This window comes from Haloglomus salinum (genome assembly GCF_024298825.1).
GTDB classification, from domain to species: domain Archaea; phylum Halobacteriota; class Halobacteria; order Halobacteriales; family Haloarculaceae; genus Haloglomus; species Haloglomus salinum.
Genome location: NZ_CP101153.1, coordinates 2,452,003 through 2,474,046 on the forward strand (window position 1 = coordinate 2,452,003; position 22,044 = coordinate 2,474,046).

Below are 22,044 nucleotides of genomic sequence, written 5' to 3' on the forward strand. Positions count from 1 at the left end.
AACGGCGTGGGAACGACATACGACTTGAACTGACTGGATAATCGACGAAACCGTGATACAACGATACAATATCTGGGGGCGGTCGTAGTGCGCGAGGCCGACGAGCGCTACTTCGAGCGCATCGAGGACCAGCTGGACGACGCCTTCGCCGCGGCGCGCGCGGCCAAGGAGCGGGGTGGCGACCCCTCGACCGAGATCGAGATTCCGGTCGCGAAGGACATGGCCGACCGGGTCGAGAACATCCTCGGCATCGACGGGGTCGCCGAGCGGGTCCGGGAACTGGAGGGGGAGATGTCCCGCGAGGAGGCGGCGCTGGAACTGGTCACCGATTTCGTCGACGGGAACGTCGGGGACTACGACGGGCGCGCCGGGAAGGTCGAGGGCGCGGTCCGCACGGCGGTCGCGCTCCTCACCGAGGGGGTCGTCGCGGCGCCCATCGAGGGCATCGACCGCGTCGAACTGCTGGAGAACGACGACGGCACGGAGTTCGTGAACGTCTACTACGCCGGCCCCATCCGCTCTGCGGGCGGGACGGCACAGGCACTCTCGGTGCTGGTTGCGGACTACGCCCGGGCGCTGCTGGGCATCGAGGAGTACCGGGCGCGGGACGCGGAGGTCGAGCGCTACGCCGAGGAGATCGGCCTCTACGACAAGGAGACGGGGCTCCAGTACACCCCGAAGGACCCCGAGACGAAGTTCATCGCCGAGAACCTCCCCATCATGCTGGACGGGGAGGCCACCGGCGACGAGGAGGTCTCGGGCTTTCGCGACCTCGACCGGGTCGACACCAACAACGCTCGCGGGGGGATGTGTCTCGTCCTCGCCGAGGGTATCGCGCTGAAGGCCCCGAAGATACAGCGCTACACGCGCGGGCTGGACGAGGTCGACTGGCCGTGGCTCCAGGACCTCATCGACGGGAACTACAAGGAAGACAAGGGCGATGGCGACGAGGCCGAGACGGAGGCCGACGACGACGGTGAGGGGGAGGAGGCGGCCGAGGACGACGCCGACCCCGAAGCCGACGGCCCCGCGGGCCCGCCGCGCGTCGAGAAGTCGAAGAAGTTCCTGCGCGACCTCATCGCTGGCCGGCCCGTGTTCGGTCACCCGTCGGAGGCGGGGGGCTTCCGCCTGCGCTACGGCCGCGCGCGCAACCACGGGTTCGCGACAGCGGGCGTCCACCCGGCGACGATGCACCTCGTCGACGACTTCCTCGCGACCGGGACCCAGATCAAGACCGAGCGCCCCGGCAAGGCGGCGGGTGTCGTCCCCGTCGACTCCATCGAGGGGCCGACCGTCAAACTCGCCAACGGCGAGGTCCGGCGGGTGGACGATGTCGACGAGGCCAGGGAGATACGCAACGGCGTCGACGCCATCCTCGACCTGGGCGAGTACCTCGTCAACTACGGCGAGTTCGTCGAGAACAACCATCCACTCGCGCCCGCCTCCTACACGGTCGAGTGGTGGACCCACGAGATGCGGGACTCCGAGGCCGACGTACAGGCGCTCGAGGACGACCCGCACGTCGACCTCGCGCATCCCTCGGCCGCGGAAGCGCTGGAGTGGGCGACGACGTACGACGCGCCACTCCACCCCACCTACACCCCCTGCTGGCACGACATCTCCGTCGAGGCGTTCGACGCGCTCGCGACAGCCGCGAGCGAGGGCTCCTGGGCCGAGGCCGATGGGCTGGCGATGCCCGACGACGACTCCGGGACGGGCGGCCGCGACGTCGCCGGCGGCGAGGGTCGGACCCTCGTCCTCCCGCGCTCGGACCTCGCCACGGACGCACTGGAGGCCCTTCTCGTCGAGCACACGCAGGGCGAGGACACGCTGACGGTTCCGGACGCGCTCCCGCTCGTGCGCTCGCTCGGACTCACCGAGGGGCTCGAACGGACGTGGACGCTCGACGACCTCCCGTCCGAGGCCCGCGAGTACGACGGCGGCGACAACGCAATCGAGGCTGCGAACGCGGTCGCCCCGTTCGCGCTCCGCGAGCGCGCACCCACCCGCATCGGCGCGCGGATGGGCCGCCCGGAGAAGTCCGAGAGCCGCGACCTCTCGCCCGCGGTCCACACGCTGTTCCCCATCGGCGAGGCGGGCGGCAGTCAGCGCTCGTTCGCCGACGCCGCGAAGTACGCGCCCACGATGGAGCATCCGCAGGGCCGCGTCGACGTGGAACTCGCACGCCGGGAGTGCCCGGACTGCCGGACCGAGACCTTCCGTGCGCGCTGCCCGGACTGCAACGCCGTCACCGACGCCGTCTACGTCTGCCCGGACTGCGACAGCGAGGTCGTCCCCGACGAATCCGGTCGTGCGGAGTGCCCGCGCTGCGAGACGCTCGCCTCACCCACCCAGTACGTCACGCTCGATGCCAACGACGAGTATCGTGGCGCGATGGAGAGCGTCAAGGAGCGCGAGAACGCCTTCGGGACGCTGAAAGCGGTCAAGGGACTCACCTCCGAGGAGAAGGTCCCCGAACCCGTCGAGAAGGGCATCCTCCGGGCGAAGAACGGCGTCTCGGTGTTCAAGGACGGCACCGTCCGCTACGACATGACCGACCTCCCGGTCACGTCGGTCCGGCCGGAGGAACTCGACGTGACGGCCGAGGACTTCCGCGAACTCGGCTACCACGAGGACATCGACGGCCAGCCGCTCCGCCACGACGACCAGCTGGTCGAGCTGAAGGTGCAGGACATCGTCCTCTCGGACGGCGCGGCCGAGCACATGCTCCGGACGGCGGACTTCGTCGACGACCTGCTCACCCAGTACTACGGAACGGAGCCGTTCTACGACGTGGACGAACGGCAGGACCTCGTCGGGGAACTCGTGTTCGGGATGGCGCCACACACCTCCGCGGCCGTGGTCGGGCGGGTGGTCGGGTTCACGAGTGCTGCGGTCGGTTATGCCCACCCATATTTCCACGCAGCGAAGAGGCGCAACTGTGACGGCGATGAAGACTGTGTTATGCTACTTATGGACGGCCTTCTCAACTTCTCGCGGAAATATCTCCCGAATCAGCGCGGTGGACGGATGGACGCGCCCCTCGTCATGTCCTCGCGCATCGACCCCTCCGAAATCGACGACGAGGCGCACAACATGGACATCGTCACCTCGTACCCCCGCGAGTTCTACGAGGCGACCCGCGAGATGGCCGACCCGGAGGAGGTGGACGTCCAGATCGCCGAGTCCACCCTCGGCACCGACGAGGAGTACCGCGGGTTCGACCACACCCACGATACGACGGACATCGCGCTCGGCCCGGACCTCTCGGCGTACAAGACGCTCGACGACATGGACAAGAAGATGGACGGCCAGCTGGAGCTGGCCCGGAAGATACGGGCGGTCGACGAGACCGACGTGGCCGAGCGTATCATCGAGTACCACTTCCTGCCGGACCTCATCGGGAACCTCCGGGCGTTCAGCCGGCAGGAGACGCGCTGTCGGGACTGCGGGGAGAAGTACCGCCGGATGCCGCTCTCGGGTGACTGCCGGGAGTGCGGCGGCGAGGTCTCGCTCACCGTCTACCAGGGCTCCGTGAACAAGTACATGGACACCGCCCGGCGCGTGGCCGAGGAGTACGGCGCCCGGCCGTACACGAAACAGCGCCTCGAGATACTGAACAAGGCGCTCGAATCCATCTTCGAGAACGACCACAACAAGCAGTCAGGCATCGCGGACTTCATGTGAACGAGCTTTTTTACGCCTCGGGTACCGCTTGACCGGCGTTCGCGAGAGCGAAGCTCTCGCAGCCCATCAGAACCGCGGAGCGGTTCTGAGGACGGCGAGGCCGCCGGTCTGCGGGTACCGGCTGGCGGCTACGCCGCCAGCTAATAGATTGTCGGCGTAGCCGACAATCCACTCGGCGCAAAAAACGTTCAGAAAAAAGGCCGGCCTCCGCGCCCTCAGCCAGAGCAAGCTCTACCACGGCCCTCGTTCGCTTCGCTCACGAGGACTCCGGGCGCTCCGGCCGGTGAAACCGCGCCTTCGGCGCGGTATGCAGACGGTCTACGGTCAGCGGAGTCGAAGCGGCCACCGCATGGGAAGCGCACACCGGTCCCGAACACGCTACCACATCACACGGCAAGTGTGGAACCTTTTGAAGGAGGAGGGTGCAAGCGGGGGTACATGGCCGCCATCGAATTAGACGGGGTCACCAAGCGATACGGGACCCTCACGGCCCTCGACGACCTGTCGCTGACGGTCGAGGAGGGCGAGGTGTTCGGGTTCCTCGGGCCGAACGGGGCGGGCAAATCGACGACGATCAACGTCCTGCTGGACTTCGTCCGGCCGGACGACGGCGAGGTACGCCTGCTCGGCGAACCCGTCCGGCGCGAGCAGAGCGACGCGGTTCGCGAGCGCGTCGGCGTCCTCCCCGAGGGGTTCGGCGTCTACGACCGCCTCTCCGGGCGCAAGCACCTCGCGTTCGCCATCGATTCGAAGGACGCGGCCGACGACCCCGACGAACTGCTGGAGCGGGTCGGGCTCGACGGTGACGGCGACCGGCCGGCGGGGGATTACTCCCGCGGGATGAAACAGCGGCTCGTCCTCGCGATGGCGCTCGTCGGCGAGCCGGAGCTGCTGGTACTGGACGAGCCCTCGACCGGACTGGACCCCAACGGCGCGCGCCGGATGCGCGAGGTGGTCCGCGAGGAGGCCGCCCGCGGTGCGACGGTGTTCTTCTCCTCGCACATCCTCGGGCAGGTCGAGGCGGTCTGTGACCGCGTCGGCATCATCCGCGACGGCGAGATGATCGCGGTCGACTCCGTCGAGGGGCTGCGCGAGGCCAGCGGCGCGGAGAGCGCGCTCGAGGTTTCGACCGAATCGGAGGCCTCCGAGACGGCGCTCGACGACGTGCGGGCCCTGGCCGGCGTCTCCGAGGTCCGGGCGGCGGGCACGCAGGTGACGGTCACGCTGGGGGACGAGGTCCGGAAGACCGAGATACTGGATGCGCTCGAGTCGGCCGGCGTTCAGGTCGTCGATTTCGAGACCCGCGAGACCTCGCTCGAGGACCTGTTCGCAGCCTACACCGAGGGTGACGAGGCCGAGAACGGTGACAGCGACGCCGAGGACGCCACCGCTGCCGACGAGGGTGACGAGGCCGACCCCGACGGGTCCGTGGGCGACGAGGGGGGTGAGACCGCGTGAACTCGGTGCTCGCCATCGCGCGCAAGGACTTCGAGGACGCCATCCGGTCGCGCGGCGTGTTGCTGGTCTCCGTGCTGTTCGTCGGGCTGTTCGTGTTCGGTGCGTACTTCTTCGCCGACGCGGTCTCGCAGGCGGCACAGCAGGCCGGCAACGCGCCCGCCCAGGGCGGCGGTGGCGGCAGCCCGGACTCGAACACGTTCCTTCGGGTCCTCTCCTCGGGCGTGACGCTGCTCGTCCCCGTGGTCGCACTCGTCGCGTCCTACAGCGCCATCGTCGGCGAGCGGACGGACGGGACCCTGAAGCTCCTGCTCTCGCTGCCCCACTCCCGCCGGGACGTGGTCGTCGGGAAGCTCCTGGGCCGCGGTGCGGTCGTCTGTCTCCCTGCGGTTGGGGGCCTGCTGCTGTCGATGCTGGTGTTCCCGCTCACCGGCGTCTCGCTCAAGCCGGCCACGTTCCTCGGGTTCATCCTCCTGACAGGGCTGTTGGCGGTCACCTTCGTGGCGCTCTCGGTGGGCATCTCGGCCGCTGCCTCCACCGGCCGCCGCGCGGTGGTCGGCACCGTCGGCGCCTACATCGGCCTGCTGGTGTTCTGGAACCAGGCGGTCGACCCTCTCGTGAGCCGGCTCGCCAACACCCTCGACTGGGGCCAGGCGACCGTCCTCAAGGCCTCGATCACCCTGAAGCTCCTCAACCCGCTCGGGGCCTACAACTCGCTCGTCGCCTCGCTCGTCACCGACTCGACGGCTAGCGCCCGGGCCGCCGTCACGGGTGGTATCCAGCTCTCACGCCAGGCGGGGCTCCTCCAGCGAGTGTACGCCCAGCAACTCAGCCAGCAGGGGATTCCGTTCTACCTCACCGACGCGGCCGTCGTGGTCTACCTGCTGCTGTGGCTGGTCGTGCCGCTCCTCGTGGGGTATGCCCTGTTCCGGTCGGCCGACCTCTGAGCGGCACACGCCGGGGAATTGATAGATAACGAGAAAAAGCTCGCCATTCGGTTCGTTTATTGGTGAATATATCTATATGTGGCCTCCTAGTTGATTTATTCGGCCCGTATTAGTCTTGATATGGTGCCTGGGCCACGCGGTTTATGACCCTGCGTGGCCTACCCCTGGGTACATGACAGATTTCGGACTGCGACTGCGGATGGTCGTCGTCGGGACGATCCTGTTCGCGTTCTACCTCGCCGCGGGCACCTTCGTGGCGGCGGCAACCGGGCTGCCGCTTCTGCCGGTCCTGGCGGTCGGTATCCTCGTCGTTCCGGCCGCCCAGTACAAACTCGGGAAGTGGCTGGCGACGCGGAAGGCCGAGGAGATTCCGGCCGAGGCGACCGGCCAGTACGGCCAGGTCCGGCAGATGACGCTGCAGCTCGCCGAGGAGATGGATGTCCCCGAGCCCACCGTCATGCGGATGCGGATGGGCGTCCCCAACGCCTTCGCCGTCGGCCGGAAGGGTGCCGGCGTCGTCTGTGTGAGCGAGGAGCTCGTCGCCATGCTCGACCGCGACGAGCTGGAAGGCGTCATCGCCCACGAGCTGGCCCACATCAAGAACCGCGACGTGATCACGATGGTTATCGGCCAGTCTATCGGGATGATTGTCGGCTACGTCGCCTACTTCGCGGTGCTGATGGGCGGCGAGCGCAACATCGGCTCGTTCATCGTCGCGATGGTCGCCTCCTCCCTGGCGAACGCGCTGGTGATGGTCTTCGTCCTCGCCATCTCGCGCTACCGGGAGTACGTCGCCGACTCCGACGCGAAAGAGGCCATCGGCTCGGGTGACCCGCTCGCGCGGGCGCTGGAGAAGATATCCCGCGGCTCCGAGGGCCGCGAGATGGAGATGGACGACTCGATGAGCGCGCTCTGCATCTTCAACTCCGAGCGCGGCCTGCTGGAGAAGGTGTTCTCGACGCACCCGCCGATGGAGAAGCGTATCGAGCGGCTTCGGGCCTGACCCCGAGCCTTTTTGACGCTTCGGGTGTCCTCGGCGGCCTCCGGCCGTCATCGGCCACCACTCGGCGTCGTGGAATCGCTTCGCGATTCTACGGACAATCAGAACGCTTCGCGTTCTGATGACGGCACAAAACGTTCAGAAAAAATGCCGGCACTCGAGCGCTTCGCGCTCTCGTGCCGGTGAAACCGCGCCTTCGGCGCGGTATGCAATGAAAAGAATCGGCTCTGCTCTACTCCAGGAGTAGTAGTTCCGGGTTCTGCAGATACTCCATCAGCGTGTTCGCGAACTGTGCGGCCTCCGCGCCGTCGATGACACGGTGGTCGATAGACAGCGAGATGGGGATGGTGTGCTTCGCGACCACTTCACCGTCCTCCACGACGGGGCGCTGCTTCAGCTCGCCCAGCCCGAGGATGGCGGTCTCGGGGTAGTTGATGATGGGCGTGGCGTACTCGCCGCCGATGGCGCCGAAGTTGGTGATGGAGAAGGTGCCGCCCTGCATCTCCTCCCGAGAGATGGAGCGGTCGCGTGCCTTGCTCGCCAGCTCGTTGACGTCGCTGGCGATGGTGAGCATGTCCTTCTCGCCGGCGTTCTTCACGACGGGGACCATCAGGCCCGCGTCGGTGGCGACGGCGATACCGATATTGTGGTAGTGCTTGACGAGGATCTCCTCGTCGTCCTCGTTCAGCTGGGAGTTGAGGACGGGGTACTCCTTCAGCGCCGCGACGATGGCCTTCACGATGAAGGGCATGTAGGTCAGCTTGATATCCCGTTCCTTGGCCTTCGGCTTGAGGCGGGCGCGGGTCTCCACGAGGTCGTCGACGACGACGGTGTCGTGGTGGGTGACGTGGGGCGCGGTGTACTTCGAGTTCTCCATCGCCTTCCCGATGGTCCGGCGGATGCCCCGGTAGGGGACCCGCTCGACCTCGCCCTCGGGCGTGGTCTCCGTGTCGGCGGCGGCAGCGGCCGTGGCCGTCTCCGCAGCCTCCTGCTGGACCGCCTGCGTGTCGGCCTCCTGTGCGACGCGCTGGGCCTCGGCGTACTCGCGGACCTGCTCGGCGTCGACGAACGGTTCGCCGTCCCGTATCTCGTCGGTCGGCACGTCGTCGATATCGATTCCCTCCTCCTGGGCCACCTGCCGGGTCGCTGGCGCGGCCAGTGTCTGGTCGCGGCCGGCCGCCTCGGGCGCGCCACCGGGGTGCGCGTCGGCCGGTGCGGGTTCGGCGTCGCCCTCGGCCGCCGGTTCGTCGGTCACCTTCCGCGTGGCCGACCGCACGGCGGGTTCGGCGTCGCTCTCGCTCGCGGCCGACTCGGGCTCGCCGCCGGCGTCGGCCGCCGCACGCACGTCACCCTCGGTGACGCGGCCGCCGGGCCCGCTCCCGGCGACCGTCTCGATATCGACGCCGAGTTCGCGGGCCAGCCGTCGTGCGGAGGGCGCTGCGAAGACGCGGCCTCCCTTCGCCGACACCTCGCCGCCGGACTCGCCGTCCGTGCTTGCGTCGTCGACCGCGGAGCCGGCGGACTCGACCTCGTCGGTCTCGGATGGTTCGGACCCGGCGCCCTCGTCCGCCATCGGCTCGACGGGCTCGCCCTCCACGTCGAACGTGATGATGACCTCGCCGACGGGGACCATCTCGCCCTCCTCGGCCAGTATCTCCCGGACGGTGCCGTTGACGGGCGCGGGCACCTCGACGACGGCCTTGTCGGTCTCGACCTCGGCGACGGGCTGGTCCTCGGAGACGGTGTCGCCGGGCTCGACCAGCCAGCTGACGATCTCCGCCTCGGTCAGCCCCTCACCGACGTCGGGGAGTTTGAACTCGCGGACCATGCTCAGAACTCCACCGTCTCCCGGATACCGTCTGCGATACGCGCGGCCTCGGGCAGGTAGTAGTCCTCCAGCGCGTACAGCGGGAACGGGACGTCGAACCCGGTGACGCGGTTGACCGGTGCCTCCTGGTACAGCAGGGCCTCCTCCTGGATTGTCGCCGTGATTTCACCGGCGAGACCGCCCGTCTTGGGGGCCTCGTGGACGACGACCGCGCGGCCGGTCTTCTTGAACGACTCGAGGATGGTGTCGGTGTCCATCGGCGACAGCGTCCGCAGATCGACCACCTCACAGTCGATGCCCTCGTTCTCGGCGAGGTCCTCGGCCGCCTCCATCGTCGGGCGGGTCATCGCACCCCAGGTGTAGACGGAGACGTCGGCGCCCTCGCGCCGGACCGCGGCCTCGCCGAGCGGGACGGTGTACGTCTCGTCGGGCACCTCCTCGCGGAAGGCACGGTAGATGAGCTTCGGCTCGAGGAAGACCACGGGGTCCGGGTCCCGGATGGCGCTCGCGAGCAGGCCCTTCGTGTCGTACGGCGTCGAGGGGATGACCACCTTGAGTCCCGGTTCGTGGACGAAGAACGCCTCCTTGGATTCGGAGTGGTGCTCGGGGGCCCGGATGCCGCCGCCGTAGGGCGCGCGCACGACCATCGGGCACGTGTACCGCCCACGCGAGCGGGTACGCATCCGCGCGGCGTGGGAGATGATCTGGTCGAACGCGGGGTAGATGAACCCCATGAACTGGATCTCCGGCACGGGCCGCATCCCGTAGGCCGCCATCCCGACGGCGGTGCCGACGATGCCGGCCTCCGCGAGCGGCGTGTCCACGACGCGGTCGTCGCCGAACTCGTCGTAGAGGCCCTGCGTGGCGCGGAAGACGCCGCCGTTCTGGCCGACGTCCTCGCCCATCACCAGCACCGAGTCGTCTCGTTCCATCTCGCCGTACAGTCCGTCCCGGACGGCCTGTACGAGGGTGAGGTTCTGCGTGCTGCCCGCCGTGTCCGCGTCTTGCGTGCTCATTCCAGGAGTACCTCGTCACCGTGCGTTTCGCGTAGCCGCTGGAGGTACGCGAGCTGTTCCTGCAGTCGCTTGGGCTGGTCGGCGTAGACGTGCTCGAAGATGTCCTCGGGCTCGGGGCGCTCGACCGTCTCGGCCGTCTCGATGGCGTCCGCGACGGCCTCCTCGACCTCCGCCTGTATCTCGGCGTGGCGCTCGTCGTCGAGCAGCCCCTGATTGCGGAGGAATGCCTCCAGCCGGGGGATGGGGTCTTTGGCCTTCCAGCGCTCGACCTCGTCCTCGTCGCGGTAGACCGAGGGGTCGTCGGCCGTCGTATGCGCGCCGAAGCGGTACTGGACCGCCTCGATGAGTGTCGGCCGGAGTTCGTCCTCGTCGGGGTCCTTGGCCTTCTCGACGGCCTCGCGGGTCACCTTGTACACCGCGAGCGGGTCCATCCCGTCGACCTGGACGCCCTCGAAGCCGTAGCCGACGGCCTTCTGTGCCAGCGTCTCCGCCGCGGTCTGCCGTTCGCGCGGCACGGAGATGGCCCACTGGTTGTTGTTGCAGAAGAATATCGCGGGGGCGTCGAACACGCCGGCGAAGTTGAGCCCCTCGTGGAAGTCACCCTCCGAGGTCGCGCCGTCGCCGAAGTAGCAGATGAACGCCTCGTCGTTGCCCTGCAGCCGGGAGGCCCACGCCATCCCGGTCGCGTGCGGAATCTGCGTCGCGATGGGCACGGCGACGGGGAAGATGTTCAACTCGTCCAGCTTGTTCCCCCGCTCGTCGCCCATCCAGTAGCGCAGCGTCCCGCTCAGACTCTGCCCTCGGACCATGGCGACGCCGTGCTCGCGGTAGGAGGGCACGACCCAGTCCTCGTCGTCGAGGGCGTACGCCGAGCCGACCTGTGCGCCCTCTTGGCCCGACAGCGGGGGGTAGGTCCCCATCCGGCCCTGTCGCTGGAGGCTCACCGCACGCTGGTCGAAGTGGCGCGCCAGTTTCATGTCGCGGTACATCCCGAGGAGGTCGTCGTCGTCGATATCGGGGACCTCGGCCCCGTCGAGGACGCGCCCGTCCTCGTCGAGGACCTGGACCTGTTCGCGGGGGTCCCGCTGTAACGTGCTCATGGGTGTCTCACCCTGCGGTACGGCATAGGTCCGACTGCCGCCGCCGATGCCGTATAGTTTACGTAAGATTTGCCCGAAACGCACGGACGTTCGGCTCCGACCGCTGGAACTGTTGGACATCACGGGAGCTATCTGAACGGTCGGTGAACGTTCGGGGCGTGTCGCCGCCCGGGAACGTCCCGGCAGTTCGACCGGTCACGCGCCCGGCGCCGGCGCCGTGGGACCCTCAGTCCCCGCGTGCCCGTGCCTCCGCGCGGGCCTCCTCGACGCTCTTGCCCTCGCGGGCGACGGCCTCGACGAAGAACTCGCCCGCCTTGAACGACGACCGGACCATCGGGCCCGAGGCACAGTAGCGGAACGCGAACTCCTCTTCGGCCACGTCGCGCCAGACATCGAACTTGTCGGGGTGGACGTAGTCGAACACCTCCAGGTGCGACCGCGAGGGCTGGAGGTACTGCCCGAACGTGACGATGTCCGTGCCGACTTCCCGCAGGTCGCCCAGCGTGCGGTACACCTCGTGGTCGTACTCGCCGACCCCGAGCATCAGGCTCGTCTTCACGTACGCGTCGGACTCGCGGGCGTACTGCTCGAGCACCGAGAGCGACTGCTCGTACCCCGCGCGACGGTCCCGGACGGGCCACTGGAGCCGCTCCACCGTCTCGACGTTGTGCGCCAGCACGTCCGCGCCGGCCTCGGCTACCTCCCGGACGAGGTCGGACTCGCCCTGGAAGTCCGGGGTGAGCGCCTCGACGAGGATGGAGGGGTCGCGGTCCTTGATGGCGCGGATGGTGTCGGCGAAGTGGCCCGCGCCCTGGTCGGGCAGGTCGTCGCGGTCGACCGAGGTGAGGACGACGTAGTCCAGGCCGATCTCCGCGACGGCGTCGGCCACGTTGTCGGGTTCGTCCGGGTCCGGCGGCTCCATCCCGCCGGTCTGGACGTCACAGAAGTTGCAGCCCCGCGAGCAGCGGTCCCCTAGCAGCATGAACGTCGCCGTGCCGGGGCCGTTGCGCCCGGACCAGCAGTCGCCCAGGTTCGGGCAGGACGCCTCCTCGCAGACGGTGTGGAGGTCGTGCTCGCGGAGGGTCGATTTTATCTCCGTGAACCGCTCGCCCGACGGCGGCCGCATCTTCAACCAGTCGGGCTTGCGCGCGCCGCTCATTACGTGGCTGGTTGGTGTGGGTCGGTGAAAGACCTGTGGTTGGGGCGGCCCTCACCCCTTCACGTCGGACTCCTGGTCGGCCTCCGGGGGGTAGACCCCGGCGTCGGGGTGCTGGTCGGCGTCCTCGACCAGCCGCCCCTCGTCGCGCAGGCGCTCTAGTTCCGCCTTCGCCGCCTCGCGGTCGAACCCGCCGACTGCGGCCGCCACGTCCAGCAGGTCGTCCTCCGGGACCGTCCTGTCGGCCCACGCCGCGACGCCCTCGAAGTCGGCGTCCGTGAGGTACCGAACCATCACCACGAGGTCGCGTGACCCGCCCAACGCGTCGTGCCACGCCGGGGGATACGCGCTCAGTCGGCCGCTGCCGAGCGCGTAGACGGTGGTGTCGTCCACCCATTCCTCCGACTCGACGGTGGCCTCCGTCAGCGCGTCGCGGAACGACGCCCCGTCGACGTGGCTGTCACGCTCCGCGAGGGCCGTGACGTGCTCGACGACGGTCGAGTGTTCGACACCCGGCGCGCTCGCCTCGTCGGGGACGTACCGCTCGGCCAGCAGCACCAGTCCCCGTGGGTGGAGGTACTCGCTTCGACCGCCGGCTTCCTCGAGCAGCGGCTCGGAGAGTGACATACCCGGCGGTTGGGGACTCGGCCGATAAGGTGGCCGTCCCCCGGCAAGTCCGACCGGAGGGCCAGGACGTGATATGGGGGTCGAGAGCGCGGCCCCTCCACCGCCGACACCACCGTACACCCTCCCGCCTCGCGCGCCAGCCGGGGCCGAGACCAGGAAGCGCGCGCCCCGGTGAGGGCGCGAGCGGAGCGACCGGACAAGCAACGGGGCGGAATCGAGCGGGGCCGCCATCGGCGGGGCGAGCGGGCGGGGGCATTCGACGGGCCTCCGTCGTCGCCGTGACTGCTGGCGAAGTCGCCCTCGCGATTACGTCCGAGATAGTCGCTCTGATGGCGAAAAGATGACTCTGCTCGAAAAAATGGGGGGATAGAAGGGATATACGACGGATTACCGAGCTGCAGCGGCGACGCGCTCCTTCTCTTCCTTCTGGGAGATGGCGTACGTCTGCAGGTCGTAGTCGGCGGCGCCGATGAGCTGCTGGGCGAGGGCTTCGGCGGCCGTGGTCTTCGTCTTGTAGGAGTTCTGCTTGACGCCCTGGGCGATGAACTTCAGGGCCTGGTCGACGCGGCGCTGCGGGGCCACGTCGACGGCCTTCGGGACGGAGATGCCACCGTACTTCAGGCGGACGGTCTCCTCGCGGGGACCGCTGTTCTCGACGGCCGTGACGAGCACCTGCACCGGGTTCTCCTCGGTGCGGCTCTCGATGGTGTCGAACGCGTCGCGGACGATCTGGGTCGCCATCTGCTTTTTGCCCGTGTTCTCGTCGGTCTGCATCAGGCGGTTGATGAGCCGCTCGACGACGGATATCTCGGACTTCTTGAACTGCTTGTTCGCGTGACGGCCCATCGTGTGCGCGACCGGTGTGACGGTGATGTAGCGTCGTGTCGAGGGGTCGTCGTACTCGATGTCGTCGACGGAGTAGCGCTCGAACAGCTTCGCGGAGATGCGCTCGTCGTCGGTGTCGGCGGGTGCGTCGGGGTCAGGCTGTTCCGTGCTCATTATCGGACGGGTTTCTCCGCGTTCCCGCGGACGAGTTCGATCAGGGAGACGCCGTTCACCTTCTCGACCTTGTAGTTGACACCGGAGAGGTCGCCCATCGCGCGGCCCTTCGCGCCGCCGATGCCGGCGATGGTGACCTCGTCGTGCTCGTCGATGAACGAGATGGCACCGTCACCGGGACAGAACGCGGTGACCTGCTTCCCGTTCTTGATGAGCTGGACCCGGACACACTTCCGGATGGCCGAGTTGGGCTGCTTCGCCTCGATGCCCACCTTCTCCAGTACGATACCACGACCCTGCGGGGCGCCTTCGAGCGGGTCGGACTTCTTGCCCAGCCCGCGTGCCCGCCGTGCGTAATCCGAGTCGGACCACCGGTGCTTCTGGCGGTCCTTCTTCAGCTTACGCGCGGCGTACTTGCCGTTCGCCATAGTGCACGTCTGTTTCTGATGGAGGGACTTAAGCGTCCCTTTTCGTTCGCCGCCGCGTGAGGTTCTCACGTGGGGGCGGGCATTCGACCGCCGCCATCCGGCTGTCGCCACCTGACCGCCGTCGCCACGCCGGGGTGCTCACTCATCCAGCGTGAGCTCGTTCTCGGTGGAGATGTACGTGTCCGGGTCCTGCGGGCGGGCGATGAGCCGGCGGAGTTCGAGTTGTTCCATCGCCTCGTCGGCCAGCGCTGAGAGCCGCCACTGCTCGCCGTCCGACAGCGGCGCCGAGCGCGACTCGTCGTACACCGCGAGCGTGCCGACGGGGTGGCCGTCCGGGGCGACCAGGCGCGCACTCGCGTACCAGCGGAAGTCGTCGCCGGGCGCGAACCCACCCCACTCGTGATTCTTCAGGTCCGGGATACAGGCCACGCCCGGCTCCAGGAACGTTCGGGCACAGAGGCTCTCGCGCCGGGGCTGGGTCACGTCCGGCGTACCGTAGGCTGCGAGCGCCTGGTAGCGGGTGCGGTCCACGAGTCCGAGCAGCGCCGCCGATACGCCGAGCGTCTCGGCGGTCAGCCGGCAGAGCCGCTCCAGACTGGGCCGCGCCAGCAGGGGGGCCATCCCGTACCGGTCGGCCGTCACCGAACGCTCCTCCTCGGCCTCGGACAGGGGATAGTCGGCCTCATCGGGTCGGATGGCCTCCAGAACCCGGTCGGCCAGCCGCTCGAACTGGTCGGGCTGTGACTTGTCGACGTGGCCGGCCACCTCCGGCCGGTCGGCGAGCGCCGGCCGGCCCGCGGAGAAGGCGATGACCGTCACGTCACGCTCGGCCGCGGTCCGGAGGGTCTCGTCCCACTCGTCGTCCTGTCCCACCCCTGGCTCGAAGACGAGGACGTCGATGCCCTCGCGCTCCAGCGTCGCGGTCGCGACCCGCGGGTTCGAGGCGTCGAGCACGTCCACCCCGTCCGCGCGCATCTCCAGTGCCAGCCCGGTCGCCTCCGCTGTGGGCCCGCCATCCACGCAGAGCACCGTGATACCCGTCTCCATTACTCCCTCACGGTGGCCGCGAGTACTTGAGCGTTCGGTGAAGAAGGGCCGGCTATCCACTGTTGCGTCGCGCTGCGACCTCAGTTGTCACCGGGGACGGCCGTCGCCTCCTCGCCGCCGAGGCCGGCCGAGACCTGATTCTGGATTGAACGGACGGAAAGCAAGTGTTGGGTTGGGGCGGTCCGCGCGCTCAGGTCAACTCGATATCGTCGATATCGAAGTGTCGCTGGGCCAGTTCTCGGGCCCGCCGGATAGTCCGGCCCTCGGTGCCGATGGCGACCCCGCGGTCGGCCGAGTCGACCTCGGCGTACGCGATACGGTCGCCGTTCTCGCTGACGGTCACGTTGTAGACGGCGGCGGGGGCGAGCGCGTTCGCCACGAAGTCGGCGGCCCGGTCGGCCCCCTCGACCAGCTCCACGTCGCGGTCCAGCTGGCGCTCCATCCGCTTGACGTGCTTGCCGTCCGGACCGATGGCCTTCCCCATCTCGCCGGCCGGCACGACGAACACCACGCGGTCGAACTCGTCGTCGACGAGGCAGTCCCGGGCCGCCACGTCGGTTTCGTCCTCGAACAGCGCGACCAGCCGACGTGCCTCGTCCGACAGCGTGACCCGCATACCTCGCTGTTCGACAGGAGCGCGGATAAGTTCGCCGTCCTGACCCGGGCGAGTCGACCGGTTCGACGGGGCCGTGATGCCGGATTCGACTAGCAGCCGGCACGATGCACCGAAGAAGTGACCTACGTCCGTCGCTAGGTTCCCCTAATGGCAACGCAGGACGTTACCCCGCTGGACGTCGAGCGCATCCGGGCGGACTTCCCCATCCTGGAGCGTGAGATCGACGGCCAGCAGCTCGTCTACCTCGACAACGCGGCCACCTCGCAGACGCCCGAGCGCGTCATCGACGCCATCAGCGACTACTACCGCGAGTACAACGCCAACGTCCACCGCGGCATCCACCAGCTCTCCCAGGAGGCCTCCATCGCTTACGAGGAGGCCCACGACCGGGTCGCGGAGTTCGTCGGCGCCGACGGCCGCGAGGAGATCGTCTTCACAGGGAACACGACGGAGGCCATGAACACCGTCGGCTACGCCTGGGGGCTCAACGAACTCGGTCCCGGCGATGAGGTGGTGCTGACGGAGATGGAGCATCACGCCTCACTGGTGACGTGGCAGCAGATCGCGAAGCTGACGGGCGCCGAGTGCAAGTACATCCCCATCACCGACGAGGGCTACCTCGATATGGAGGCCGCCGCGGAGCTCATCACCGACGACACGGAGATGGTGAGCGTCGTCCACGTCTCCAACACGCTCGGGACCGTGAACCCGGTGTCGGAACTCGCGGACATCGCCCACGACCACGACTCGCTCATCTTCGTCGATGGCGCCCAGTCGGTCCCCCACCAGCCGGTCGACGTGGAGGCCATGGACTGTGACTTCTTCGCGTTCTCCGGGCACAAGATGTGTGGCCCCACGGGTATCGGCGCGCTGTACGGCAAGGAGCATATCCTCGAGGAGATGGAGCCGTACAGCTACGGCGGCGACATGATTCTCAAGGTCACCTTCGAGGACTCGCAGTGGAACGAACTCCCCTGGAAGTTCGAGGCCGGCACCCCCAACATCGCCGACGGCATCGCCTTCGCCGAGGCGTGTGACTACCTCGACGACATCGGCCTCGAACGCATCCACCGCCATGGGCAACAGCTCGCGGAGTACGCCTACGACCGCCTGACCGAGTGGGACGATGTCGAGGTGTACGGGCCGCCGGGTGACGACCGCGCCGGGCTCGTCGCGTTCAACCTCGAGACCACCCACGCCCACGACCTCTCCAGCATCCTCAACGACTACGCCGTCGCCATCCGCGCTGGCGACCACTGTACCCAGCCGCTCCACGACGTGCTGGGCACGGCTGCGTCCGCGCGAGCCTCGTTCTACCTCTACAACACCCGCGAGGAGGTCGACGCGCTCGTGGAGGCGATCGACGAGGCCCGGCAGCTGTTCGCCTGAACGGGGCCACTCCCGCCCCGAACCCGTACCGCTTTTGCGCGAGGCGGCCGTTCCTCGGCCCGAGGGCGCGTAGCTCAGCTCGGATAGAGCGTCGGACTTCTAATCCGATGGTCGTGGGTTCGAATCCCACCGCGCTCGCTATCTCCGAGCAACGCGAGGAGTAGCGACGCCCGTGGGATTCGAACCCTGGAAGTCGCGCGGAGCGAAGCAGTGAGCGAGCACGTCTTCCTCCGGTTCGAATCCCACCGCGCTCGTTCACTCGTCGCTGGCGCTCGTCAGCTGCGAACGAAGCGGCGATAATGACGTGGCGAGCCGCGGGCCCGGCGGAAGACACTTGCCGGCCCGAAGCCCACGCCCGGCCGTGTCTCCAGCCTCCCGCCGGTCCCTCCTCGGTAGCATCGCCACGGTCGGCCTCGGCGTGTCCGCCGGTTGTTCCGCCTTCGGGACGGTCACGTCGCGCGGCGCGACCGACATCGTCCTCCACAACGAGGCGCCCGACCAGCGCAGCGTCGCGGTGCTGGTCACGCAGGACGGCGACGACGAGCCACGGATCGATACCAGCTTCGAGCTGGCGCCGAACACGCGAGAGACCATCAACAACGAGGTGCTGATGAACGCCGATTACGATGTCGAGGTCACGATGACCGGCGAGTTCGCCGACTCGCCCTACAGCGAGACCCACTCGTGGCAGGACGCCGGCCAGCCCCTCCACGTCATCGTCCACGAGCAGATCGTCTTCGCGGTGCAGGTCGGCTGACGGCGGGTCTATTCGCTGTCCTCGTCCGTGGGGACCTCGTCGCCGGACATCGCGCCCGGCAGGAGCTCGCCGAGCGTCCACTCTTCGATGCCATCGCCCACGTCACAGAGCACCCGGAGGTCGTCGTCGCAGAGCTCGGCGAGCGTCTGCCGGCAGAGTCCACAGGGCGTGACGCCGTCGCGCTCCGCCGAGGAGACGGCGACGGCGTCGAACTCGCGGTGTCCTGCCGCGACGGCGGCACCGAGCGCGCCGCTCTCGGCGTGGATGGTGTTGGTGAACGTGACCATCTCGACGTTGCAGCCACGGAAGACTGTGCCGTCACGGGTACGGAGCGCAGCGCCCACGTCGTACCCCGAGTAGGGGGCGTACGCCCGGTCGCATGCCTCACGCGCCCGGGCAACGAGTTCGTCGTCGGTGGTCATACCGGCGTCTCGTCGGGGGACCGCTTCAACTGCACGGCGGCGGAAGAGCGGACCGACCGGTGAGAGAGAAAGAATCAACGAAATATGGAGATATGGGGATTCTACTCCATTCTTCCGACCAACATGTGGTGTAGGCTGAAAACGTTCTCGGGCGACGGTCCCTGCGCCAGTCCGTAGGTATTACCCCCTCGGGCCCGAAGGGGGTGGTAGTGCCAGTCTCTCGAACGTACCGGTGTCTGAACTGCATGGAAGGCACCGTCACCCGGTCGTACGATGTCTCCCACCTCACGCGGAGCTGCGATGTCTGCGGCGAGTTCGAGCGACACGTCAACCAGCGGGTGGTCGACCAGTACGAGGCGTTCGAGGCCGACCCACCCGAGGGGCTCGACTGGGCGGGCCTCGACCGGACGCGGAAGTTCGTCGTCGCCGAGCGGGTCGCCCGCCACGGTCGCTCCGTCGAATCGCTCGCGGGCGACCGGAGAGAGCCCGAGATCGAGTCCGACGAGGAGACGGCCCCCGACAACGGGACGGCCGGCGAGCGTCCCCCGGCCGACGCGGCCGTCTCTGGTGAGTCGGCCGACGCGACGGACCCGGACAGCGAGGACGCCGGCGACGGGGAGGAAGCGGGGGAGGCGGACACGGCCCAGGAGGCGGAGCACGCGGAAACTGACCCGGACCCGGACGGCGACGGCGACGCGCCAGCCGGCCACGACTCGACGCCGAGCGGGAGCGATTGAGCCCCGCCGCGAGCGCGGACGCCACGGAAAGCGTTTAGCGTCCCGACCGATTATCCCGTGTAAATGGTACTCGACAATCTCGGCTCCTCGCTGCGCGGCTCCCTCGAGAAGCTCCGGGGGCAGTCCCGTCTGAGCGAGGAGGACGTCGAGGAGATCGTCAAGGAGATCCAGCGGGCGCTCATCCAGGCCGACGTCGACATCGCGCTGGTCCAGGCGCTGTCGGACGACATCAAGGAGCGCGCGCTGGAGGAGGAGCCACCCGCCGGCACCACGGCGCGCGACCACATCCTCCGCATCGTCTACGAGGAACTGGTCGCACTCGTCGGCGACTCCACGGAGATTCCCCTCGAACCGCAGACCATCGTCCTCGCCGGCCTCCAGGGGTCGGGGAAGACCACGACGGCCGCGAAGATGGCGTGGTGGTTCTCGAAGAAGGGCCTGCGGCCGGCGGTCATCCAGACCGACACCTTCCGCCCGGGCGCGTACGACCAGGCCAAGCAGATGACCGAGCGGGCGGAGGTCGACTTCTACGGCGACCCCGACGAGGAGGACCCCGTGAAGATCGCCCGAGACGGCCTCGAGAAGACCCAGGACGCCGACGTCCGCATCGTCGACACCTCCGGTCGCTCCGGTCTGAACGAGGAACTCGTCGACGAACTGGAGGAGATCGAGGCCGAGGTCAACCCGGACCACAACCTGCTCGTGCTGGACGCCGCTATCGGCCAGGGCGCGAAGGACCAGGCGAAGGCGTTCGGCGACGCGGTCGGCATCGACGGCGTCGTCATCACCAAACTGGACGGGACGGCGAAGGGTGGTGGCGCGCTCGCCGCGGTCGACCAGACGAACTCCACCATCGCCTTCCTCGGTACGGGGGAGGAGGTGCAGGACATCGAGCGGTTCGAGCCGTCGGGGTTCATCTCTCGGCTGCTCGGGATGGGCGATCTGAAGCAGCTCACCGAACGCGTCGAGCGCGCGATGGAGGAGACGGGGGAGGAGGACGACGACTGGGACCCCGAGGACCTGATGGAGGGGGAGTTCACCCTCCACGACATGCGCAAGCAGATGAACGCGATGAACAAGATGGGCCCGCTCGACCAGGTGATGGACATGATTCCGGGGCTGGGCGGCGGGCTGATGGACCAGCTTCCCGACGACGCGATGGACGTCACCCAGGACCGGATGCGCAACTTCGAGGTCGTGATGGACTCGATGACCGAGGAGGAACTCCAGCAGCCCCGCTCCATCGGCAAGTCGCAGGTCGAGCGCATCGCCCGCGGCTCCGGCCAGGGGGAGGAGGTCGTCCGCGAACTCCTCGAACAGCACAAGATGATGGCCCGGATGCTCAAGCAGTTCCAGGGGATGGGCGATGGCGACATGCAGCGGATGATGAAGCAGATGCAGGGCGGCGGCGGTGGCGGCGGTGGCGGTATGGGCGGGATGGGGCCGTTCGGGGACTGAGCCCTACCGCGCTCAGTCCGCCTCGACCTCGTTCTCCTCGGTTCGGAGGCGTGCCAGCCGCGCGTCCACCCAGTCCGGCGTCTCGACCCGCTCGGCCGTCCGGGCAGCCGCGAGGCCGGCGAGCACGAGACAGCCCCAGAGCCCGGGCTGGAACAGGAAGTACGCGGGACGGAGGGCCTCGAACGCCGGGACGTGGTGAGGGATGGTGTCCACGATGAACTTCAGCCCGTAGCTGTGGAACTGGAGGAGAAGGAGTCCGACCAGCGGGAGCGCCGGTCGGCCGCTCGGGTGGTCGAACTCGATAGCGAGCAGCACGACGACGGCCGGGAGGACGGCCGTGAAGTAGTACGTGTACACGAGCGGTGCGAGCAGGGGGATGCTCGCGACGCCCAGCGCGAACACCTCGCGGTCGGCGTCGGTCGCGAGCATCGCGTAGCCCGCGACGACGGCGCTCCCGACGAGCCTGAGGGCGATACTCCCCGGGAGCCACGCCAGCGGCTTGTAGTACGGCGGGAGCCAGAGTGCCGGGTTCCGGGCGCCGCCGCCCGATTCGACGCCCCACGCCAGCACGTCGACGTAGAGCCGGTGGCTGTCGACACCGAAGACGGCCAGGGAGACGGCGAGCAGGACGACGCCGGTGCCGATGGCGGCGGCGAACCGGCGCTTGCTCCGGAGGAGGTGGGCGCTGGCGGGGGCGAACGGGAGCTTCAGGAGCCCGACGCCGGCCGTCGCCGCGCCCGCGAGCGTCGCCCACGCGCCACGGAACCGCCGTCTGGCGGAGTCGTTCATCACGCCGGCGCCGGCGAGCGCGAGCAGGCCGCCGGTGACACCGACGGTCTGGCCCATCTTCACGCCGAGCAGGAACGGCTGGAAGCCCAGCAGTGCGAGCAGGCCGAGGAGGCGCTCCGGGACCGAGAGTGACCGTCCCAGCGAGGCGACCAGCGCCTGCAGGCCGACCCACATGACTCCGACCGAGACGGCGCTCCAGACGAGTCGGGTCACGTCGGGTTCGAACAGCGCCACGAACGGGTAGAACAGCAGCACCGAGAACGGTGGGTAGAGGTAGCTCCCGTGGAAGCCACCGTTCTCGTTCCGGACGTAGAGCGGCTCGCCGGCCTGCCAGCGGTTGACGGCGTTACCGTAGGCCCCGAAGTCCCAGAAACGAAACTGTGGGGCGATCTCGATGCCGCGGAGCCACCAGTCGACGGCGGGCCACGCCAGCAGTATCGCGAGCGTGGCGACGGCGAGCGCCGTCCAGCGCGGCCGTTCCCGGCGGCAGCGCTGGAGGGCCTGGAGGGCGGACATGCGCGAGGGGTAGGGGTATCTCGGCATATGTCTTGGGTCATTGCTCGGCGCCAAACGCTCGTTTATATAT

Annotated in this window: 19 protein-coding genes and 1 tRNA gene; 9 read left to right on the forward strand and 11 right to left on the reverse strand. The window is 68.5% G+C overall.

Annotated elements, in window-relative coordinates; translation table 11 throughout:
- Nucleotides 1-87 precede the first annotated feature (87 nt).
- From NL115_RS11770 to NL115_RS11785, 4 genes are all read left to right on the forward strand, one after another.
- On the forward strand, nucleotides 88-3,687 hold the full coding sequence (locus NL115_RS11770; RefSeq protein ID WP_254829556.1) for a DNA polymerase II large subunit: 3,600 nt from the start codon (nucleotides 88-90) through the stop codon (nucleotides 3,685-3,687).
- A gap of 438 nt (nucleotides 3,688-4,125) precedes the next feature.
- The gene (locus NL115_RS11775; RefSeq protein ID WP_254829557.1) at nucleotides 4,126-5,145 is read left to right on the forward strand and encodes an ABC transporter ATP-binding protein; all 1,020 of its coding nucleotides are present in this window, start codon (nucleotides 4,126-4,128) and stop codon (nucleotides 5,143-5,145) included.
- The gene (locus tag NL115_RS11780) at nucleotides 5,142-6,089 is read left to right on the forward strand and encodes an ABC transporter permease subunit (RefSeq protein ID WP_254829558.1); all 948 of its coding nucleotides are present in this window, start codon (nucleotides 5,142-5,144) and stop codon (nucleotides 6,087-6,089) included. The genes NL115_RS11775 and NL115_RS11780 overlap by 4 nt, the downstream gene beginning before the upstream one ends.
- 172 nt (nucleotides 6,090-6,261) lie before the next feature.
- Nucleotides 6,262-7,092, forward strand: a complete 831-nt coding sequence (locus tag NL115_RS11785) for a M48 family metallopeptidase (RefSeq protein ID WP_254829559.1) — start codon at nucleotides 6,262-6,264, stop codon at nucleotides 7,090-7,092.
- A gap of 229 nt (nucleotides 7,093-7,321) precedes the next feature.
- Here NL115_RS11785 and NL115_RS11790 read toward each other — a convergent pair whose 3' ends face one another.
- The 9 genes from NL115_RS11790 to NL115_RS11830 form a co-directional block, all read right to left on the reverse strand.
- Nucleotides 7,322-8,917: a dihydrolipoamide acetyltransferase family protein gene (locus tag NL115_RS11790; RefSeq protein ID WP_254829560.1), complete on the reverse strand. Its 1,596-nt coding sequence runs from the start codon at nucleotides 8,915-8,917 to the stop codon at nucleotides 7,322-7,324.
- Nucleotides 8,918-8,919: 2 nt separating this feature from the next.
- Nucleotides 8,920-9,933: an alpha-ketoacid dehydrogenase subunit beta gene (locus NL115_RS11795; protein ID WP_254829561.1), complete on the reverse strand. Its 1,014-nt coding sequence runs from the start codon at nucleotides 9,931-9,933 to the stop codon at nucleotides 8,920-8,922.
- The gene (gene pdhA, locus NL115_RS11800; protein WP_254829562.1) at nucleotides 9,930-11,033 is read right to left on the reverse strand and encodes a pyruvate dehydrogenase (acetyl-transferring) E1 component subunit alpha; all 1,104 of its coding nucleotides are present in this window, start codon (nucleotides 11,031-11,033) and stop codon (nucleotides 9,930-9,932) included. Before pdhA ends, NL115_RS11795 begins: the two co-directional genes overlap by 4 nt.
- A 226-nt stretch (nucleotides 11,034-11,259) precedes the next feature.
- Nucleotides 11,260-12,192, reverse strand: a complete 933-nt coding sequence (gene lipA / locus NL115_RS11805) for a lipoyl synthase (RefSeq protein WP_254829563.1) — start codon at nucleotides 12,190-12,192, stop codon at nucleotides 11,260-11,262.
- A 51-nt stretch (nucleotides 12,193-12,243) separates the two neighbouring features.
- A complete protein-coding gene (locus NL115_RS11810) occupies nucleotides 12,244-12,816 on the reverse strand; it encodes a hypothetical protein (protein WP_254829564.1) in 573 nt (190 codons plus the stop codon).
- A gap of 387 nt (nucleotides 12,817-13,203) precedes the next feature.
- On the reverse strand, nucleotides 13,204-13,815 hold the full coding sequence (locus NL115_RS11815) for a 30S ribosomal protein S7 (RefSeq protein ID WP_254829565.1): 612 nt from the start codon (nucleotides 13,813-13,815) through the stop codon (nucleotides 13,204-13,206).
- Entirely contained in the window at nucleotides 13,815-14,243 is a 429-nt protein-coding gene (locus NL115_RS11820) for a 30S ribosomal protein S12 (protein WP_178289723.1), read from the reverse strand. Before NL115_RS11820 ends, NL115_RS11815 begins: the two co-directional genes overlap by 1 nt.
- A 138-nt stretch (nucleotides 14,244-14,381) precedes the next feature.
- Nucleotides 14,382-15,290, reverse strand: coding sequence for a hypothetical protein (locus NL115_RS11825; protein ID WP_254829566.1), 909 nt, complete (start codon nucleotides 15,288-15,290; stop codon nucleotides 14,382-14,384).
- A 190-nt stretch (nucleotides 15,291-15,480) separates the two neighbouring features.
- Nucleotides 15,481-15,906 (reverse strand): NusA-like transcription termination signal-binding factor, encoded by a 426-nt coding sequence (locus NL115_RS11830; RefSeq protein ID WP_254829567.1) that lies wholly within the window; start codon nucleotides 15,904-15,906, stop codon nucleotides 15,481-15,483.
- Between the two features lie 147 nt (nucleotides 15,907-16,053).
- Here NL115_RS11830 and NL115_RS11835 point away from each other — a divergent pair, with 147 nt between their 5' ends.
- The 3 genes from NL115_RS11835 to NL115_RS11845 all read left to right on the forward strand — a co-directional run bounded on the left by NL115_RS11835 (nucleotide 16,054) and on the right by NL115_RS11845 (nucleotide 18,052).
- On the forward strand, nucleotides 16,054-17,295 hold the full coding sequence (locus NL115_RS11835; protein ID WP_254829568.1) for an aminotransferase class V-fold PLP-dependent enzyme: 1,242 nt from the start codon (nucleotides 16,054-16,056) through the stop codon (nucleotides 17,293-17,295).
- 63 nt (nucleotides 17,296-17,358) lie between these two features.
- A tRNA-Arg gene (locus NL115_RS11840) sits at nucleotides 17,359-17,433 on the forward strand.
- A gap of 223 nt (nucleotides 17,434-17,656) precedes the next feature.
- Complete coding sequence (locus NL115_RS11845) at nucleotides 17,657-18,052, forward strand: hypothetical protein (protein WP_254829569.1); 396 nt, start codon at nucleotides 17,657-17,659, stop codon at nucleotides 18,050-18,052.
- 8 nt (nucleotides 18,053-18,060) lie between these two features.
- Here NL115_RS11845 and cdd read toward each other — a convergent pair whose 3' ends face one another.
- Nucleotides 18,061-18,474 (reverse strand): cytidine deaminase, encoded by a 414-nt coding sequence (gene cdd, locus NL115_RS11850; protein ID WP_254829570.1) that lies wholly within the window; start codon nucleotides 18,472-18,474, stop codon nucleotides 18,061-18,063.
- A 245-nt stretch (nucleotides 18,475-18,719) separates the two neighbouring features.
- On the opposite strand from cdd, the gene NL115_RS11855 reads away from it, so the two are divergent.
- Together NL115_RS11855 and NL115_RS11860 are read left to right on the forward strand one after the other, a co-directional pair.
- Nucleotides 18,720-19,211: a hypothetical protein gene (locus NL115_RS11855; protein ID WP_254829571.1), complete on the forward strand. Its 492-nt coding sequence runs from the start codon at nucleotides 18,720-18,722 to the stop codon at nucleotides 19,209-19,211.
- Nucleotides 19,212-19,274: 63 nt separating this feature from the next.
- On the forward strand, nucleotides 19,275-20,669 hold the full coding sequence (locus NL115_RS11860; protein ID WP_254829572.1) for a signal recognition particle protein Srp54: 1,395 nt from the start codon (nucleotides 19,275-19,277) through the stop codon (nucleotides 20,667-20,669).
- A 12-nt stretch (nucleotides 20,670-20,681) separates the two neighbouring features.
- Here NL115_RS11860 and NL115_RS11865 read toward each other — a convergent pair whose 3' ends face one another.
- Complete coding sequence (locus NL115_RS11865; RefSeq protein WP_254829573.1) at nucleotides 20,682-21,974, reverse strand: glycosyltransferase family 87 protein; 1,293 nt, start codon at nucleotides 21,972-21,974, stop codon at nucleotides 20,682-20,684.
- Nucleotides 21,975-22,044 lie beyond the last annotated feature (70 nt).

Bases quoted from the DNA above. Each gene is read 5' to 3' on its own strand.
- NL115_RS11775 (WP_254829557.1), top strand. From the start codon at position 4,126: ATGGCCGCCATCGAATTAGACGGGGTCACCAAGCGATACGGGACCCTC.
- NL115_RS11785 (WP_254829559.1), top strand. From the start codon at position 6,262: ATGACAGATTTCGGACTGCGACTGCGGATGGTCGTCGTCGGGACGATC.
- NL115_RS11790 (WP_254829560.1), bottom strand. From the start codon at position 8,917: ATGGTCCGCGAGTTCAAACTCCCCGACGTCGGTGAGGGGCTGACCGAG.
- NL115_RS11795 (WP_254829561.1), bottom strand. From the start codon at position 9,933: ATGAGCACGCAAGACGCGGACACGGCGGGCAGCACGCAGAACCTCACC.
- pdhA (WP_254829562.1), bottom strand. From the start codon at position 11,033: ATGAGCACGTTACAGCGGGACCCCCGCGAACAGGTCCAGGTCCTCGAC.
- lipA (WP_254829563.1), bottom strand. From the start codon at position 12,192: ATGAGCGGCGCGCGCAAGCCCGACTGGTTGAAGATGCGGCCGCCGTCG.
- NL115_RS11810 (WP_254829564.1), bottom strand. From the start codon at position 12,816: ATGTCACTCTCCGAGCCGCTGCTCGAGGAAGCCGGCGGTCGAAGCGAG.
- NL115_RS11815 (WP_254829565.1), bottom strand. From the start codon at position 13,815: ATGAGCACGGAACAGCCTGACCCCGACGCACCCGCCGACACCGACGAC.
- NL115_RS11820 (WP_178289723.1), bottom strand. From the start codon at position 14,243: ATGGCGAACGGCAAGTACGCCGCGCGTAAGCTGAAGAAGGACCGCCAG.
- NL115_RS11825 (WP_254829566.1), bottom strand. From the start codon at position 15,290: ATGGAGACGGGTATCACGGTGCTCTGCGTGGATGGCGGGCCCACAGCG.
- NL115_RS11830 (WP_254829567.1), bottom strand. From the start codon at position 15,906: ATGCGGGTCACGCTGTCGGACGAGGCACGTCGGCTGGTCGCGCTGTTC.
- NL115_RS11835 (WP_254829568.1), top strand. From the start codon at position 16,054: ATGGCAACGCAGGACGTTACCCCGCTGGACGTCGAGCGCATCCGGGCG.
- cdd (WP_254829570.1), bottom strand. From the start codon at position 18,474: ATGACCACCGACGACGAACTCGTTGCCCGGGCGCGTGAGGCATGCGAC.
- NL115_RS11855 (WP_254829571.1), top strand. From the start codon at position 18,720: ATGGAAGGCACCGTCACCCGGTCGTACGATGTCTCCCACCTCACGCGG.
- NL115_RS11860 (WP_254829572.1), top strand. From the start codon at position 19,275: ATGGTACTCGACAATCTCGGCTCCTCGCTGCGCGGCTCCCTCGAGAAG.
- NL115_RS11865 (WP_254829573.1), bottom strand. From the start codon at position 21,974: ATGTCCGCCCTCCAGGCCCTCCAGCGCTGCCGCCGGGAACGGCCGCGC.